The 16,008-nt window shown below is 53.5% G+C and carries 13 protein-coding genes; 8 read left to right on the top strand and 5 right to left on the bottom strand.

The annotated features are described in order from the left end of the window. The first annotated feature begins 371 nt into the window (after nucleotides 1-371). The gene (locus E1162_RS16910) at nucleotides 372-761 is read left to right on the top strand and encodes a DUF2780 domain-containing protein (RefSeq protein WP_155133677.1); all 390 of its coding nucleotides are present in this window, start codon (nucleotides 372-374) and stop codon (nucleotides 759-761) included. A gap of 415 nt (nucleotides 762-1,176) precedes the next feature. Here the strand turns inward: E1162_RS16910 and E1162_RS16905 are convergent, their stop codons facing one another. Further along, on the bottom strand, nucleotides 1,177-1,878 hold the full coding sequence (locus E1162_RS16905) for a LuxR C-terminal-related transcriptional regulator (protein WP_155133674.1): 702 nt from the start codon (nucleotides 1,876-1,878) through the stop codon (nucleotides 1,177-1,179). A 542-nt stretch (nucleotides 1,879-2,420) separates the two neighbouring features. On the opposite strand from E1162_RS16905, the gene E1162_RS16900 reads away from it, so the two are divergent. Beyond that, nucleotides 2,421-4,421, top strand: coding sequence for a methylmalonyl-CoA mutase family protein (locus tag E1162_RS16900; protein ID WP_155133671.1), 2,001 nt, complete (start codon nucleotides 2,421-2,423; stop codon nucleotides 4,419-4,421). Continuing rightward, nucleotides 4,418-6,565, top strand: coding sequence for a methylmalonyl-CoA mutase (scpA, locus tag E1162_RS16895; RefSeq protein WP_155133668.1), 2,148 nt, complete (start codon nucleotides 4,418-4,420; stop codon nucleotides 6,563-6,565). Before E1162_RS16900 ends, scpA begins: the two co-directional genes overlap by 4 nt. Nucleotides 6,566-6,598: 33 nt before the next feature. On the opposite strand, the gene E1162_RS16890 is transcribed toward scpA, so the two are convergent. Further along, nucleotides 6,599-7,114 carry a GNAT family N-acetyltransferase gene (locus tag E1162_RS16890; protein ID WP_155133665.1) on the bottom strand — a complete coding sequence of 172 codons (516 nt, stop codon included), beginning with the start codon at nucleotides 7,112-7,114 and terminating at the stop codon, nucleotides 6,599-6,601. 161 nt (nucleotides 7,115-7,275) lie between these two features. Between E1162_RS16890 and E1162_RS16885 the strand changes: the two genes are divergently transcribed. After that, a complete protein-coding gene (locus E1162_RS16885) occupies nucleotides 7,276-8,049 on the top strand; it encodes an SDR family oxidoreductase (RefSeq protein WP_155133662.1) in 774 nt (257 codons plus the stop codon). On the opposite strand, the gene E1162_RS16880 is transcribed toward E1162_RS16885, so the two are convergent. Further along, nucleotides 8,050-8,541, bottom strand: coding sequence for a lysozyme inhibitor LprI family protein (locus E1162_RS16880; RefSeq protein ID WP_257099069.1), 492 nt, complete (start codon nucleotides 8,539-8,541; stop codon nucleotides 8,050-8,052). Nucleotides 8,542-8,737: 196 nt separating this feature from the next. On the opposite strand from E1162_RS16880, the gene E1162_RS16875 reads away from it, so the two are divergent. From E1162_RS16875 to E1162_RS16865, 3 genes are all read left to right on the top strand, one after another. Further along, entirely contained in the window at nucleotides 8,738-9,058 is a 321-nt protein-coding gene (locus tag E1162_RS16875; RefSeq protein ID WP_155133657.1) for a heavy metal-binding domain-containing protein, read from the top strand. 113 nt (nucleotides 9,059-9,171) lie between these two features. Continuing rightward, complete coding sequence (gene meaB / locus E1162_RS16870) at nucleotides 9,172-10,170, top strand: methylmalonyl Co-A mutase-associated GTPase MeaB (RefSeq protein WP_155133654.1); 999 nt, start codon at nucleotides 9,172-9,174, stop codon at nucleotides 10,168-10,170. 9 nt (nucleotides 10,171-10,179) lie between these two features. Continuing rightward, nucleotides 10,180-11,589: a TIGR03808 family TAT-translocated repetitive protein gene (locus E1162_RS16865; protein WP_155133651.1), complete on the top strand. Its 1,410-nt coding sequence runs from the start codon at nucleotides 10,180-10,182 to the stop codon at nucleotides 11,587-11,589. Here E1162_RS16865 and E1162_RS16860 read toward each other — a convergent pair. Beyond that, nucleotides 11,586-12,611, bottom strand: a complete 1,026-nt coding sequence (locus E1162_RS16860) for an asparaginase (protein ID WP_155133648.1) — start codon at nucleotides 12,609-12,611, stop codon at nucleotides 11,586-11,588. The genes E1162_RS16865 and E1162_RS16860 overlap by 4 nt on opposite strands. A 78-nt stretch (nucleotides 12,612-12,689) precedes the next feature. Beyond that, nucleotides 12,690-13,859 carry an aminotransferase gene (locus E1162_RS16855; protein ID WP_155133645.1) on the bottom strand — a complete coding sequence of 390 codons (1,170 nt, stop codon included), beginning with the start codon at nucleotides 13,857-13,859 and terminating at the stop codon, nucleotides 12,690-12,692. A gap of 522 nt (nucleotides 13,860-14,381) precedes the next feature. Between E1162_RS16855 and E1162_RS16850 the strand changes: the two genes are divergently transcribed. Further along, nucleotides 14,382-15,968: a SulP family inorganic anion transporter gene (locus E1162_RS16850; RefSeq protein WP_257099068.1), complete on the top strand. Its 1,587-nt coding sequence runs from the start codon at nucleotides 14,382-14,384 to the stop codon at nucleotides 15,966-15,968. Nucleotides 15,969-16,008: the final 40 nt, after the last annotated feature.

Here is a 16,008-nt window from a genome sequence, read left to right as displayed (position 1 = left end):
CCATGCTTTGAATTAGAGGCTTTAGCACATAGCACAGGTGGGCGGGTATCCCTGCTGTTTTTAATCGGCGGCGCACATTACCGTGATTTTTCCACCGGCGTGTTTTGGAGAACTCCTCTCCTTTTTTGCCCCTAAATACTAACAAAGCTCGATAAGGCGATATTTTCCTTATAGTTAGCCACTTTGAAATTACGGTAAGCCGCAAAGTTAGTAACTGTTAACTTGCACTTGCATAGCGAAAAAGCATAGGCTTGAGGAAAAGCCTCCCAAGACCTTATTGCGGCCTTTTTTTACGGGAGTGTGTTTCCTTGGTGTTCAAGGCGCTGCAAGCGCTTAAGTTGAACGCATAGGTGGAACTCTGGAGACCATTAATGCACCGTTTGATCAACCGGATCGTCCAAAAAACCGAGCTCGAAGAAGACACAGCCAAGGCTGCTGTTGGAGTTATCTTGAACTTCATTTCCAAGAACTGCTCTTCGGAAGATATGGAAGTTCTGATGGACGCCTTTCCTAAAGCCGAGGAATTTCTTGGCCAGCAGGAAGCAAAAGACAGCTCTGGTCTGCTTGGTGGCCTAGCCAGCAAGATGTCCAGCACAGTTGGCGTCCTTGCCGCTCTTAATGAGCTGACCAGCCTCGGCCTGAGCATGGGACAGATTCAGTCTGTCGCCAAAATGACGATCAAATTCGCCAAGGAAAATGTTGGCGACGAAAAAGTTGACGCAATTATCAAGAAGATCCCTAGCCTGAGCCAGATCGCTTAAATATCCGGCTTATTTGCTTTTGGATCACCTGTGACGCGTTTCAGGTTCATAGAGAAACGCTCAGGCTTCTTCGGGCAATTTCCTGCCCGCGCTTCTTAAAGAATTACGCTTCCCGCGAAGTGAACTTGATTTAAGAGATAATGCTGCTTTGAAAGTAGGCCCTGCAAGCTCACAGGATGTGTGCCAAGGGCCTATTTTTTTTGCCTACCCGTATACCTACTCGGCGGAAGCAATGTCGATTTACGTGTCTACTTTGCAGCGATCAGTATCAATTGAGATGGAGGCTAGCTGATAGCCCCCTTCAGATATTGGAGCGCGACACGTGAACCGCCTCTCAAACATGCTAGTGGGACGGTGTCACCGCCCCGCCTAGTGCTTTCCAAATGCGTCAAACTTCTCAGATAAAGCTGCGCATCTAGATTTTGATCTGCCCGTAGCGCAACGCCTCAACCACTGTGTGGGTCTTGTTGGAGGCGTTCAGCTTAGCGCTCGCGTTTTGGAGGTGAGCATGAACCGTCCGCTGGGAGATATCCAAATCCTCAGCAATCTCATGCGCTGTTTTGCCTAGAGCAGTCAGTTCCAACACACGCCGTTCACGGGCGGAAAGATCACCCGGACGCTGATCGGAAATCACGCCAAGCTCAAAGAGGCGTTTAAAGGCTGCTGCAGAAACGATTTCCAGAGACGCCAGATCGAAGGACTCTGCCGAAATGCCATGGCCTGCGCCAACAACCATCGCCTGAAACGGATGCAACGCATCAACAGGAATGACCATGACGCGTGCGCCCTCGCCGATAGCGGAAAAGAGCTCCGAGTTGATCGTGTCTGTAGAGCCAACCTGCTTAATAGCTGGTCGGTTACCAGATAGACCGAGCATAAGAGCATTATCGCCCGCACTGAGCGAGGTACGCTCGACCCCGCCATTGCGCTCATCCGGCCAGCGAAACCGATGGACCAGACTATCAATGGTCCTGTTGGGCATTGGCAGCCCTGTAATGAGAATGTGGGACGCACCCAACCTTCTCAGATAGGACTCCACAATATCCAGCACCGGCTTTGCGGCACGCGCCTCAGCGATGGCTTTTACTTTCGATTCGACATCTGCGGTATCGTTCATTCTGCCTTGCCTTCCCTTTGGGTGAGGCACTTCTTCGCCTTTTATTCGTTACGAAGCGCCACCAAGCTCATAGGGCCTTGCCCCAACTCGTTACATGGACAGGCAGCAATACGAGTGACGAAACGAGCTACCCCAACCCGATTAGCCACACCGTGATACGTGATTAATTCTCAATAATAGTCAGCAACCAAAAAGAAAGGGAGAGCATTTCATGTAACCATTCAAATTGGAGCCTCGTTTATTGAGACCAAATGAAATCACTGATATCTCGGTAATATTGCCCCTGCTCTCTGCCCTAACCAGCGTACTGATCAGCAGTTATTAACTAACACTCGGCAATAGTAACAGCGTTACATACCCTAGGGTCAATTGCGACAAGTTTAGGATAATTAAACCTAATGAGACATATGCCTATGCAACGGGCATGGGGTACTTTTTGCGCCTCCTAAGCTTGGGGGCTATGGCTATAGGTGCCGTAGAACGTAAGGATAGCTTGAAAGATTGTTACGGTCTTTACTATAAAGAGCCGGGAAGGACTTTGCATGGAACATCAATCTATTGATATTCCTAGTTATTTTCGGGAAGCCTCACGAAACGACTGGGAGGGTGCCGCTGCCAAGGCCCTTAAGGGCGCTGCGGTATCGACGTTGGACACAACAGACCGTGATGGCCTGACAGTTTCCGCTATCTATGAAGGTATGAGGGAGCGTAACCCGCTGCAATTAAGGGGCGCTCGCGTTCCGTGGCGCATCGTTCAGCGGGTCGATCATCCCATTATCGAGCAGGCGAACGACCAAATCCTTGAGGATTTGATGGGCGGCGCCGATAGTTTGGAACTTGTGTTCCCCTCCTCTTCCAACTCACGTGGTTCCGGCGTTGATGCCCGCAGCCTTGAGGATATGCTCAAGCTACTGGATGGCGTGAAGCCGGACTTGATCGATTTCCACCTCGATTGTGGTTACGAAGGCAGCGCTGTGACGATGCTGCTTCTGGAAGCCTGCAAGAGCATGGGCATTGCGGAAGACAGTTTGCGCATCCACGCGCCCGTCGAGATCTGGGGCATCTATGCCCAAAACGGCGTCATCCGTAACCCTCTGGATGTTCTAGGTACCCGCCTCATCGACTTTGCTGCTCACATGAAGCAGATGGGAGTTCACGGCAGCCTTTGCAGAGCCGATGGCCGCATTTTCCATAATGCTGGTGCAAGTCCTGCTCAGGAACTCGGGATCATTCTGGCCTCCACCATTGCTTATCTACGCATGCTGGAGAACGGCAACCTTAGTGATGAAGACCTAGCCCGTATGGTTGGCGTAACCGCAGTTGCTGATGCGGACCAGTTTACAACACTTGCCAAGGCGCGCGCGCTAAGAGTTCTGTGGTCTCGTTTGATGAACGTTGCAGGTCTGCCAGCTGAAGGGCTTCACCTGCATATGGAAAGCTCATGGCGCATGCAAACCCGCTATGACCCATGGGTGAATATGCTGCGCTCTAGCGTCTCTGCATTTGCAGCAGGGCTGGGCGGCGCAGATAGCGTGACAGTGCTTCCGTTTATGGTTGCTGGCGGACTGGCAGACGGTTTCTCCCGTCGCGTCGCTCGCAACACCCAGAGCATTTTGATTGAAGAAAGCAACCTAGCAGCGGTTAATGACCCGGGCGCAGGTTCAGGTCTCGTTGAACAGCGTACAGATGCTATTGCCCGCGAGGCTTGGCGCTTCTTCCAGCAGATCGAAGCCGACGGCGGCATTTTCAATGCGCTGCAAAGCGGGTTCTTGCAATCAGCTATCGCAAAAAAGCGCGCAGAGCAGGAAGAAGCCGTCGCTTTCGGCGCAATGCCTTTGACCGGAACGACAGCCTTCCCGAATGCTGATGAAAAACCGGTTCGCATTAATGTGGTGGATCTTCCCGACATTTGTGTTAGCACCAAGGTTGAGGGGATAGCCGAGCCTGATGCGCAAGGCTCTCATTGTGCCTCGTTCCGCAAGTTCTATGCGGAAGGCTTTACGCTGCTTGATATCCAAAGCTCGCGGCCAAAAACCAATGGTATCACTTGCGAAAAGCTGCCGATCGCGCGTCTTTCCGAGCCGTTTGAAGCTCTGCGCAAGCAAGCCGAGAACTTTACCGAGTTGACGGGCGTTGCTCCAAAAATCTTCATGGCAACGATTGGCTCTGTAGCCGACCACACAGCCCGCGCGACATTTGCAGCCAATCTGTATGCAAGTGGCGGTTTCCAAGCCACGCCTTCTGCTGTGTTTTCTGACACTGCGGCTATGGTCAAGGCATTCAAGGAAAGCGGCGCAGTGATTGCCTGTCTATGCGGGACAGATGATGCCTACGCCGAACGCGGCGCCGAGTTAGTTGCTCAGCTAAAGTCAGCTGGCGCAGAACGCGTGACGGTCGTTGTCAAACCAAAGGGTCTACCGGACAGCGCTGACGCGGTTGTCTTTAACGGCTGCAACATTTTAGCAGAGCTGCAGAGCTGCCATGCAGTGTTTAGCCATCCGCCCCATTCTGACCTGCGATTGTCATTGGAGGAAGGCGCATGAGCCGGTTTCCCGACTTCACAAAAGCCGAGTTTGAAGACAGCGCCGAGCGTGTAGCGGAGGCATCTGCTGAAAGCTGGATGACGCCAGAAGGTATCGCGGTAAAATCGAGCTATTCTCCCGAGGATCTTGAGGGGCTTGATCACCTAAACTCTTGGCCCGGCCTTGCACCGTTTATGCGCGGCCCCTACCCGACCATGTATGTTCAGCAGCCTTGGACAGTGCGCCAGTACGCTGGCTTCTCAACTGCTGAAGATTCCAACGCGTTTTACCGCCGCAATCTGGCTGCTGGTCAGAAAGGCCTGTCGGTCGCCTTCGATCTAGCAACACACCGCGGCTACGATAGTGATCACCCACGCGTTGCCGGTGACGTTGGTATGGCCGGTGTTGCAATTGACAGCATATATGACATGCGTACGCTCTTTGACAGCATTCCGCTGGATAAAATGAGCGTATCCATGACCATGAACGGCGCTGTTCTGCCAATCATGGCGCTCTACATTGTAGCGGCGGAAGAACAGGGCGTACCAGCTGAAAAGCTCTCTGGAACCATTCAGAATGACATTCTGAAAGAGTTCATGGTGCGCAACACCTACATCTATCCTCCTGCTCCATCCATGCGCATCATCTCGGACATTTTTGCCTACACCTCGCAGAATATGCCGAAGTTCAACTCCATCTCCATCTCCGGCTACCATATGCAGGAAGCTGGCGCGACTGCCGATCTGGAGCTGGCATTCACCATTGCTGACGGCATTGAGTATGCCCGTGCAGGTGTTGCTGCAGGCATGGACATCGACCAATTTGCCCCGCGCCTGTCGTTCTTCTGGGCCATTGGCATGAACTTCTTCATGGAAGTAGCAAAGCTGCGCGCCGCTCGCCTGATCTGGGCCAAGCTCATGCAGGAAAACTTCCAGCCAAAGAACCCGAAGAGCCTGTCTTTGCGTACGCACTCGCAGACCTCTGGCTGGTCCCTCACCGCGCAGGATGTCTACAACAACGTCGTTCGTACAACTGTTGAAGCTATGGCAGCAACGCAGGGCCACACGCAGTCGCTGCACACTAACGCACTAGATGAAGCGCTCGCACTGCCGACGGACTTTTCCGCCCGTATTGCTCGTAACACCCAGCTGTTCCTTCAGCAGGAAAGCGGCACGACAAAGACTATCGACCCTTGGGGTGGTTCCTATTACGTTGAGCGTCTGACGAACGATCTTGCGGCTAAAGCACTAAAGCATATCGAAGAAATCGAGAGCCTTGGCGGCATGGCGAAGGCCATCGAAAAGGGCATTCCGAAGCTGCGCATCGAGGAAGCCGCGGCCAAAACGCAGGCCCGCATCGATAGTGGCACGCAAAGCGTTATCGGCGTTAACAAGTATCGTCCTGACAAGGAAGATCAGCTGGAAGTTCTACAGGTAGATAACGCTGAGGTTCGCGCTCGTCAGATCGAGAAGCTCAAGCGTCTTCGTGAAGAGCGTAACGAGGTTGACACACAGGCGGCCCTCACCGCGCTTGAAAACGCTGCCCGTTCCGGCGAGGGCAACCTGCTTGACCTTTGTGTCAAAGCCGCCCGCGCCAAAGCCTCAGTTGGCGAAATCTCCCTTGCGATGGAAAACGCTTTCGGCCGCCATAGAGCCGAGATCAAATCCATCGCAGGCGTTTACAAACGTGAGGTTGGCTCCATGTCTGCCGCTCTTTCCAAGATCGAAAAGCTGGTCAACGACTTTGAAGAGAACGAGGGCCGCCGCCCTCGTATTCTCGTTGCCAAGATGGGACAGGATGGTCACGACCGTGGCCAGAAGGTCATCGCCTCGGCCTTTGCCGACCTTGGTTTCGACGTCGATATCGGGCCACTGTTTGCAACACCGGAAGAGGCTGCCCGACAGGCGATTGAAAACGACGTCCATATTGTCGGCGTTTCCTCCCTTGCCGCAGGCCACCTGACACTGGTGCCAGCGCTTAAAAAGGCGCTTGCGGATGAAGGGCGCGAAGACATCATGATTGTTGTTGGCGGTGTCGTACCTCCGCAGGATTATGACGCGCTTTACGCCTCCGGTGCATCGGCGATTTTCCCTCCGGGCACAGTCATTTCAGAGGCTGCTGAGGGCCTCATTCATAAGCTGAATGAGAGCTTAGGATACGAATAATGCAAACGGCCCTTCGGGGCCGTTTTCGTTTTCCTACACTTTGGTCTTCAGCGCATAGATGTAATTGAGATTAAGTTTGCCTTGAAGATTGAAGTAGGTCTCGCCCCACAAGGCGAGATGCATTGCCTTATAAAACGCAATCGCTGACGCATTACCATGATAGACCGTCAGCCAATAGCCTCCGTCAGACCCGCAAACCTCCTCGGCAACTTGCAAGAAGCGACGCCCTAACCCGCGACCTTTGAATTGGTCTTTGACGTAGAGCTTATGAATTTCCCAGCGCAACTCGTTGTCGCTTGGACAAACGGATGAGCCATCCAACACCAACAGCGCAGCCAGCCCCTTCCCTTCAAAAGCGCCGAACACCTTGTGGTGCGGGCTGTGAATCATCTCCGCCATTGACTGCTCGCTGATATTATCCAGCACGTAGCGGGCTTGATCCGGCTCGATGCCATTTACGCCATAGGTATGAAGCCACACCTCAATAGCCAGTGCTGTGGCTTGCGGCGCCTCTGACCCATTCAACTCTCGTATAATTAGATCGCTCATTTTCGCCCAATAATCTGGGTAATTATCAATAATTACAGCCTGCTATCTGTACGTAGATATATCTCAGGATGTACACTTAACGGAGTCTCTTGGATAGTTCCAGCCGGAACCCAGCCGCTATCCTATTCCCAAAAGATCCAGCACCAGAAGTCGAGGTTGCTATGTACATGTTTGAAGGTAAAACCGCATTGATCACTGGTGCCAGCCGGGGGATTGGTGAAGCAACTGCCCGCTTGTTCGCGGAACGCGGCGCGCACGTTATTCTTGCTGCCCGCTCGGAAGAAGCCATTGAAGCAATCGCCTGCGATATTCGCGAAAACGGCGGCAAGGCCGATGCCATTCAGGTCGATGTAAGCAACTATGACGCAGTAGCACGTGCTGTTGCTATGGCGGAGAAAGTTTCCGGTTCACTCGATATTCTGATCAATAATGCTGGTGTCATTGACCCTATCGCACGCATTGATGAAAGCGACCCTGAAGCATGGGGCAAGGTGGTCGATATCAACGTGAAGGGCGTTTACTATGGCATTCATGCAGCTCTTCCAGCGATGCTGGCCAAGGGAAGTGGGACCATCATCAACATCAGCTCCGGTGCTGCGACTGGTGCTCTTGAGGGGTGGAGCCATTACTGCGCAACCAAGGCTGCGGTTCTTTCCCTAACCAAGTGCACTGATAAAGAATACCGCGAGAAGGGTATCAACGTTATTGGCATGAGCCCAGGTACTGTAGCGACCGAAATGCAGGTACAGATCCGCACATCCGGCATCAACCCTGTGAGCCAGTTGCAGCCAAGCGCTCACATTCCAGCAAGCTGGGCAGCAGAGGCGATTGCCTTCTTGTGTTCACCTGAAGGGGCTGCATACGCTGGCACTGACTTTTCCTTGAAATCCAATGAAGGCCGCGCTGCTGTTGGCCTTCCGCCCGTTACAGCCTAATCATTTGCGCCCTTTTGAGGCCTGATAGAACTCATCAAGCTTGATGTAGCGGAAAGCGGTATGCTCGAGCATGCATTCCTCGTGCAGCCGCTTTTCGCGCGAGCCCTGCACGCCCATTGATGCAAAGAGAGAGCAGTCTTTGTCCCTCAAAGAAATCCAGTTTCTCTGGGCGTCTCGCAGGTCTTTAGAGAAGCTGCTCGGGCTTTTCTTTGAAGTCATGGTTTTGTAGAGCCTGTTGAGCTTACGGTCCCAGAAGTACCGCTCCAGCGACACACACTCTGCCCGTTCCTCGTTGGAGGCAGGGCCGCCAAGGCACGCCATTGCTCCGGCATAGATACATGGATATTGCGCTTCGCCTTTGTTGTCCTGCTCTTTGATGCATTGGGATAGCTCGATATCAACCCGCTCCACGATCGGGTTCACTGTGGGAACAGTCGGGTTTGCGGAGGAGCCTGTAAGGGCGGCAAAAATCAAAGGCGCAACGCTAATCATTATAACCTCTCGGGCTTTTTGCTCCGAGTGTGGCCCATGCCCGCGCCCATGCCCAGCAAAGCCCGTGGACACCATTAAGTGCGCCCTAACGCGGCTGAACAGGGTTTATGAAAACAAAGTTTTCGCAGAGCTCTTAAAAGCAGCGCTTCGCCTTCCTAGATCAAGTGTATCTTTTACCCGTTTTAGGAAAATTCTTATGCTCACCTCCACCACACATACTTTGCAGGGCCTCGATATCGTTGAATACAAGGGCCTCGTTCATGGTGAAGCCATTATGGGCGCCAACATTTTTAAAGATCTCTTTGCCGGCATTCGCGATATCGTCGGTGGCCGCTCTGGCGCTTATGAGGCGGAAATCGAAAAGGCGCGCCGCATTGCTATTCAGGAAATGTGCGAGCAGGCTCAACGCATGGGTGCAAACGGCGTTATTGGCATTGACGTTGACTACGAAACTGTAGGCAGCAACGGCTCCATGATGATGGTTACTGCATCCGGTACCGCTATTGTCTACCGCTAGAGCAGTTTCCTCTTAGTACCTTAGCGGGAAGCTGTTGGTCTGGCTTGCGTTTTTGCCTGCCATGGTCAAGGGTTAGGTCTGATTCATTCCAAGGCCAAAGGACCATTGTTTTGATGAGCCCGAAAACCGCACCCATCGACCTTGAACAGCTTGCACAGCAATTGTGCGAGGGCAACAGGGCGGCACTTGCGCGGGCAATCACATTGGTGGAATCCAAAAAGCCTGCGCACCGCAAACTGGCAGAAGCACTGCTTGCCCGTATTATGGACAGGACCGGTAAGGCGTTTCGTTTAGGCCTTACTGGCGTACCGGGTGTTGGCAAGTCCACCACCATTGATGCGCTTGGCTCCAACCTGACCGAAGCTGGCCATAGGGTTGCGGTTCTTGCGGTTGACCCGTCCTCTACGCGCACGGGCGGTTCTATTCTTGGCGATAAGACCCGCATGGCGCGCCTTAGCCATGACCGGAATGCCTATATCCGCCCTTCCCCGTCTTCCGGCACCCTTGGCGGTGTTGCAGCTAAAACCCGCGAAACAATGCTGCTGTGCGAAGCGGCAGGCTTTGACGTTATCATCGTCGAGACGGTTGGCATTGGTCAGTCCGAAACGACCGTTGCGCAGATGGTGGACTTCTTCCTCGTTCTCATGCTTCCCGGCGCGGGAGATGAACTACAAGGCATCAAGAAGGGTGTTCTTGAGATCGCCGATATGATTGCCGTCAACAAAGCAGATGGTGACGGTGCAATCCGTGCTCGCGCTGCAGCGTCCGAGTACCGTGCTGCGCTGAATATCCTCGCGCCGCGATCCAAGCACTGGTCGCCGCCTGTCCTCACCATGTCTGGGCTTGCCAATGAGGGCCTTGATGAGGTTTGGACGCAGATCGGTATTTTTGAAGACCGAATGAAAGCAAGTGGAGAGTGGCAGAAGCGGCGCGCGAACCAGCAAGTTTCCTGGATGTGGTCACAATTGCAAGACAAGCTCATAAGCGCTCTACAAACCGATCCCGATATCAAAGAAATCCTGCCTGAGTGGGAAGCAAAGGTGCAGTCTGGCACTCTTGCACCAACCATCGCTGCCAATCAGCTTTTCGACCGTTTTATAAACAATCGTTAGAGACAAGAGATGCGCAAGAACACATCCAGCAGCCTCAACCGACGGGCTTTTCTAAAAGCAGGCGCTGCGATGACATTGCTTGCGGCCAGTAGCTCAGCTGTTCTTGCGCAAACCCCAGACTTTTCAAAGCTTGGGCTACGTCGCTCCTTTTCGCCAGAAGCAGCCGCGCTTACCAGCCAAGCAGGTAGCGATGTTACTGCGCCGCTGCAAGCGCTCATCAATGCCGCCGCGACGGCCGGTGAACCGCTTTTGCTTCCAGCAGGGCGCTACAAGGTTTCAACGCTCAACCTGCCAAGCAACGCCCAGCTTATCGGCGTGCCAAACCTGACAATCCTAGAGGCCAGTGGCGCAGACCCTGTATTGCAGGCTTCTGACGTCTCTCATATTCGGCTAGAGGGCCTATCTCTTGATGGCAAAGGAACTAGTGGCAGCGGAGAGGGTTACAAGGGATTAGCGCTCTTCAAAGCAGCTTCAAACCTCACAATTGAGGATTGCTCGTTCTTTAATGGTGCAAGCTGCGGCCTTTATCTTGAACGTTCTTCCGGCGAAGTGGTGCGATCCAGCTTCACCAATCTTTTGGACGTTGCGATCTTCAGTGTTGAAGGCAATGCGCTGAACATTCTCGATAACAGAGTGAGTGACTGCGGTAATGGCGGCATTCTCGTCCACCGCTGGTCTAAGGGCTATGACGGTGCGCAGGTGCGCGGCAACCGGATTTCCAACATCAGAGCTGATGCAGGCGGCACAGGCCAGAACGGCAACGGCATCAACGCCTATCTTGCAGATGGGGTGATGGTCTCTAACAACATCATTCGCGATTGCGCTTTTTCTGCTATTCGCGGCAACTCCTCCTCCAACTTCCAAGTGCTAGGCAACCAATGCCTTGCAAGTGGTGAAGTGGCAATTTTCTGCGAGTTTGCCTTTGAGGGCGCTGTAATTTCGCAAAACCTTGTCGACGGAGCTGCGCTTGGTATTTCCGTTGCAAATCTGGATCAAGGCGGACACCTTGCCGTTGTCTCCAGTAACGTGGTGCGCAACATCAAGGGTACTGGTCCCTACCCTCTGGGCGAAACAGCCTTTGGAACCGGCATTTCGGTTGAAGCGGATGCAAGCGTGACTGGTAACACCATTGAGGATGTTGCCCGCGTTGGTATGCTGCTTGGCTGGGGTCCTTTTCTTCGCAATGTGGTTGCCTCGCAGAATATCCTGCGCGGAACGCCTATCGGCTTTAACGTGTCGGTTGCAGAGGGAGCTGGCGATGTCATCATCGCGCAGAATATTATTGAAGGCGCAAGCGAAGGGGCTGTTCTGGGTTACCGCTGGAATGAACGGGCTACCGATGACCTAACAAAAAAAGGTGCGTCCGAGTGGCCGCACCTTACAGTCACCGATAACCGAGTGGTTCGCGCTACGAGTTAAGCCTGTGCTTTCAAAAGCTTGGCAAAGTCAGATACCACACGAACATCACCGACATGAATGGAGTTCCAGTTCTTCAGTGGCTTATTGAGCCAAGTGGAGAGAACCTGTTCCTCTTCATCGTTGCGCTCAAGCAGCGCATTCAAGACAGAAGCCATCATGTTTTCGGCAGCACGCGGCGCACCGTCGTCACACTTCAGCGCAACGCCGTAGCCCAGCTCTGGAATGGAGGCACAGAACACGCCTTCAGCGCCGGTTTTAACGAAAACGCGGCCACGGAAGATATCCATGATGTCGGTGCAGAAACGCTCGCGGCCCGCGACCATGTAAGGCTCGTTTACGCAAGCCTCATAGATGCGTTCAGCCGCTTTCGCACGCTCTTCATCAAGGCCGGTACCAGTGCCAAACCTTGCGAAAGCTTTTGCTGTGTTTTCGAGGCCCATTGCATAGGTCGGAATAGAGCAGCCGTCAGTGCCGCAGGTGTCCGCGCCAACGATCTCGCCAGCCATGCATTCAAACACGTTGCGGATTTCTTTTTGCACCGGATGGTCATAGTCGGTGTAGTTGGCAGTTGGAACACCAACAACCTTTGCCAGACCAAGGAAGCCTGCGTGTTTGCCGGAGCAGTTGTTGTGCAGTGGGCACGGACCCTCGCCTGCCTCGATAAGCTTGGCGCTGTCTTCGATGTAGCGCGGCCAGTGTGTGCCACACATCAGGTCTTCAACGCTCAGGCCAGCCTTACGCAGCATCATGCCAGCGGTGCCTGCGTGAACCGCTTCACCGTTGTGGGATGCACACGCCAGCGCGATTTCCGCTTCATCAAGGTCCAGGGCATCGGCCGCGCCGGATTCCACAAGCGGTAGCGCCTGCAACGCTTTTACAGCGGAGCGCGCGAAAACGCCCTGTTTCACATCACCAATGCCGAAAACCAGCTTGCCTTCATCGTCAACGATAGCCACAGAACCGCGATGACGGCTTTCAACCCGATTGCCACGGGTTACTTCCACCAATACAGGATTATCCATTGAGGTCCTTACCTATCTCCATCCGGTGATCCGGAATGCCCATCAACACATGAATAGGGTTGGTCTCGCCCGTTGAGGCTACTTGTGCAGCCCTTCAAGCCATGTGGCGAGACGCTTTACTGCCTCATCCAATACATGATCCTGCTTACAAAAACAAAAGCGAAGGTAATGCTCTGGTGCTTCCCCACCATAAAATGCCGAAACGGGAACAAGGGCGACGCCCGCCTCTTCCACCATACGGATGCACAAATCACTGTCCTTTTCGCTAAGGCCTAGCGGGCTGTAGTCAACAGTCAGAAAGTAGGTCGCATCACACGGTAGAACGCCAAAGCCCAAGCCAGAGAGGGCATTGGCTAGGTTATCACGCTTTCGCTGAAGCTCGGCAGACAAGCCATTAAAGTAGCTGTCATCCTTACCAAGCCCATAGGCAACCGCTTGCTGCAGGTTTGGTGCCGTTGTGAAGGTGAAAAACTGGTGCGCTTTGGCAATAGGCTCCAGAAGGTTAGCAGGCGCAGTGATGTAGCCCACTTTCCAGCCCGTCATGGAGAAGGTCTTACCAGCAGAACCGATGCGCACACAGCGGTTACGCATACCGTCCATGCACATGAGCGGCGTGTGAGCTTCGCCATCGAACAGGAGATGTTCGTAGACCTCATCACAAATTGCATAGCAATCGTTTTCAACGCATAGGGCTGCAATGGCTGCAAGCTCGTCTTCGGAAAACACTTTGGCTGCTGGATTCATCGGATTATTGATGAGAATTGCCTTGGTATTCTCGTTAAAGGCTGAGGCTAGTGCATCCAGATCCAGATCCCAGTTTGGCGGGGTCACGCGGATGCGCACAGCTACGCCGCCTGCTCGTTGGATTAGAGGCAAATAGCAGTCATAGAGCGGCTCAATCACGATGACTTCATCGCCCGGCTCTACCAGAGCGAAGATAGCATCGGCCAGCGCTTCGGTTGCGCCGGAGGTCACCATCACCTCGCTTTGCCAATCAACATCAAGGTTATAGAAACGTTTGTTGTTATCTGCGACTGCCTGCCGTAGTGCGGGATGCCCCAGCATTGGCGGATACTGGTTTGGCCCTTCCATCAGCGTATCGGCCGCTTTCTGGCGAATGTCTTCGGGTCCGTCTACATCAGGAAACCCCTGCCCCAGATTGATAGCGCCATGCTGAACCGCCAGACGGGACATTCTTTCAAAAATGGTCGTCTCAACGCCAGTGAACACGGGATTGGTCGGTTTCATGAAAAGGCTCCCCTGATAACGTGGGCGTTTGGATTAGCAGAATCACCAATCGCACCGCGTCATAGATTTGGCGTGTGTTCCTATCCTAAAGGCGCTCGACCTTTCGGTAGCACACGTTAAGTACTCTATTGCCCTTTTCGGCCTAGGACCAACGGCGAAGCAAAGGGCTATTTATTTGCCTGCTCCGTTGTTGCAACGGCGAATAGAAAAGAGATTAACTGATGAGAAATTCTCGATGCCTCCCAGTCTGTTAGAGAGGTTTATAGCGATTTTCCCATAGGCGGTAAACAGTCCGAAAGTGGGAGAAATAAGCAGGCCCCACCTCTCAGAAAATCGCATAGCTTTGCACAGGACGCATAGGAGCCATGCAAGTTTACGGTACCATTTTCGCCATAATTTGGTTAGAACTCTGCCAAACCTTAAGAGCTGGTATTAGTGCGTAAAGCACGTTTGGGGGGAACCCTTCCTTAAATCCAAGGAAATTCAACACCAGCCAAATACCTTTCCAGTTTGGAGCTGCCGTTGCATTCACCTGCAGAAACCCTTGCGCCTGTAGACACGAAACTGTCTGCTGGCACAGTAAAAACCGAGCTTCTTTCAGGGCTTACTGTTGCCCTTGCCCTTGTGCCTGAAGCTGTAGCCTTTGCCTTTGTGGCGCAGGTTCACCCGCTTGTGGGCCTCTATGCAGCCTTCATCGTTGGCATTATCACCGCATTGTTTGGTGGTCGTCCGGGTATGATTTCCGGCGCGACTGGCGCACTGGCTGTTGTGATGGTCTCCCTCGTTGTTCAGCACGGGGTTGAGTATCTGTTTGCCGCTGTTGTGCTGATGGGCATTTTGCAGATTATTTTTGGTGCCCTGCGCTGGGGTAAGTTCATCCGCCTTGTGCCACATCCGGTTATGCTCGGCTTTGTGAACGGTCTGGCGATTGTGATTTTCCTCGCCCAGCTCGGCCAGTTCAAAGTGGTAGATGCTGCAACGGGCGCATCCCATTGGCTTGGCGGTTATGACCTTACGCTCATGCTTGGTCTTGTTGGCCTTACCATGGCTGTTATCTGGCTGCTGCCTAAGTTCACTAACGCTATTCCAGCACCACTTGCCGGTATTCTCGTAGTTTCTGCTGTTGTTTTGGCCCTTGGCCTTGATGTGCGCACCGTTGGCGATATGGCTTCTATCGAAGGTGGCCTGCCGCAGTTCCATATCCCTATGGTTCCGCTCAATATGGAAACCTTGCAGATCATCCTGCCGTACTCGCTTATTCTGGCGGCAATCGGTTTGATCGAGAGCCTTCTGACGTTGAACCTTGTTGCTGACATGACCGGCAAAAAAGGCGGCGCTTCCAAGGAATGCTTGGCGCAGGGAGCTGCGAACGTTGTAACCGGCTTCTTCGGCGGTATGGGTGGCTGTGCGATGATCGGTCAGTCCATGATCAACGTGAAATCCGGCGGTCGTACGCGCATCGCAGGTACTGCTGCAGCGCTGTTCCTGCTGTCGTTCATCCTGTTCGCATCCCCGCTTATCGAGCGCATTCCGCTTGCTGCTCTGGTGGGCGTGATGTTCATGGTGGTTATCGGCACCTTTGCGTGGAACACTTTCAAGATCCTCAACAAAATCCCGATGACTGATGCCATCGTCATTGCTCTTGTAACCGGTGTTACCGTTTACGCTGACCTTGCGGTGGCTGTTGTTGTGGGTGTTATCGTTTCCGCTCTGGCTTATGCATGGAACGCTTCCAAGCGCATCGCTGCACAGAAGTTCCATACGCCGGAGGGTCACCTCGTTTACAAGCTGGAAGGCCCGCTGTTCTTCGGTAGTGCTGCTGGTTTTGCCGAGATCTTCACACCGGAAGACGATCCCGATGAAGTGATCGTGGACTTCATCAACTCCCGCGTGGTGGACCATTCCGGCCTTCAGGCAATCGACGCTCTGGCTGGTCGTTATGTGCGCGCTGGCAAGCGCCTGCACCTGCGCCACCTCAGCCCGGACTGTAAGAAGCTGCTGAGCAAAGCAGGTTCCATGGTGGAACTGGAAGCCAACGAAGACCCAACCTACGAGGTCGCCGTTGATTACAGCACCATGCTGCATGAGCGGGAAACTGCCAAAGCTTAACGCGAACGCGTAATTTCAAGATATGAGCAGGCGAAATCGG

The sequence above is a fragment of the Pseudovibrio flavus genome, from assembly GCF_009711345.1.
Taxonomy (GTDB): domain Bacteria; phylum Pseudomonadota; class Alphaproteobacteria; order Rhizobiales; family Stappiaceae; genus Pseudovibrio; species Pseudovibrio flavus.
This window is presented reverse-complemented; position numbering and strand designations above follow the sequence as displayed.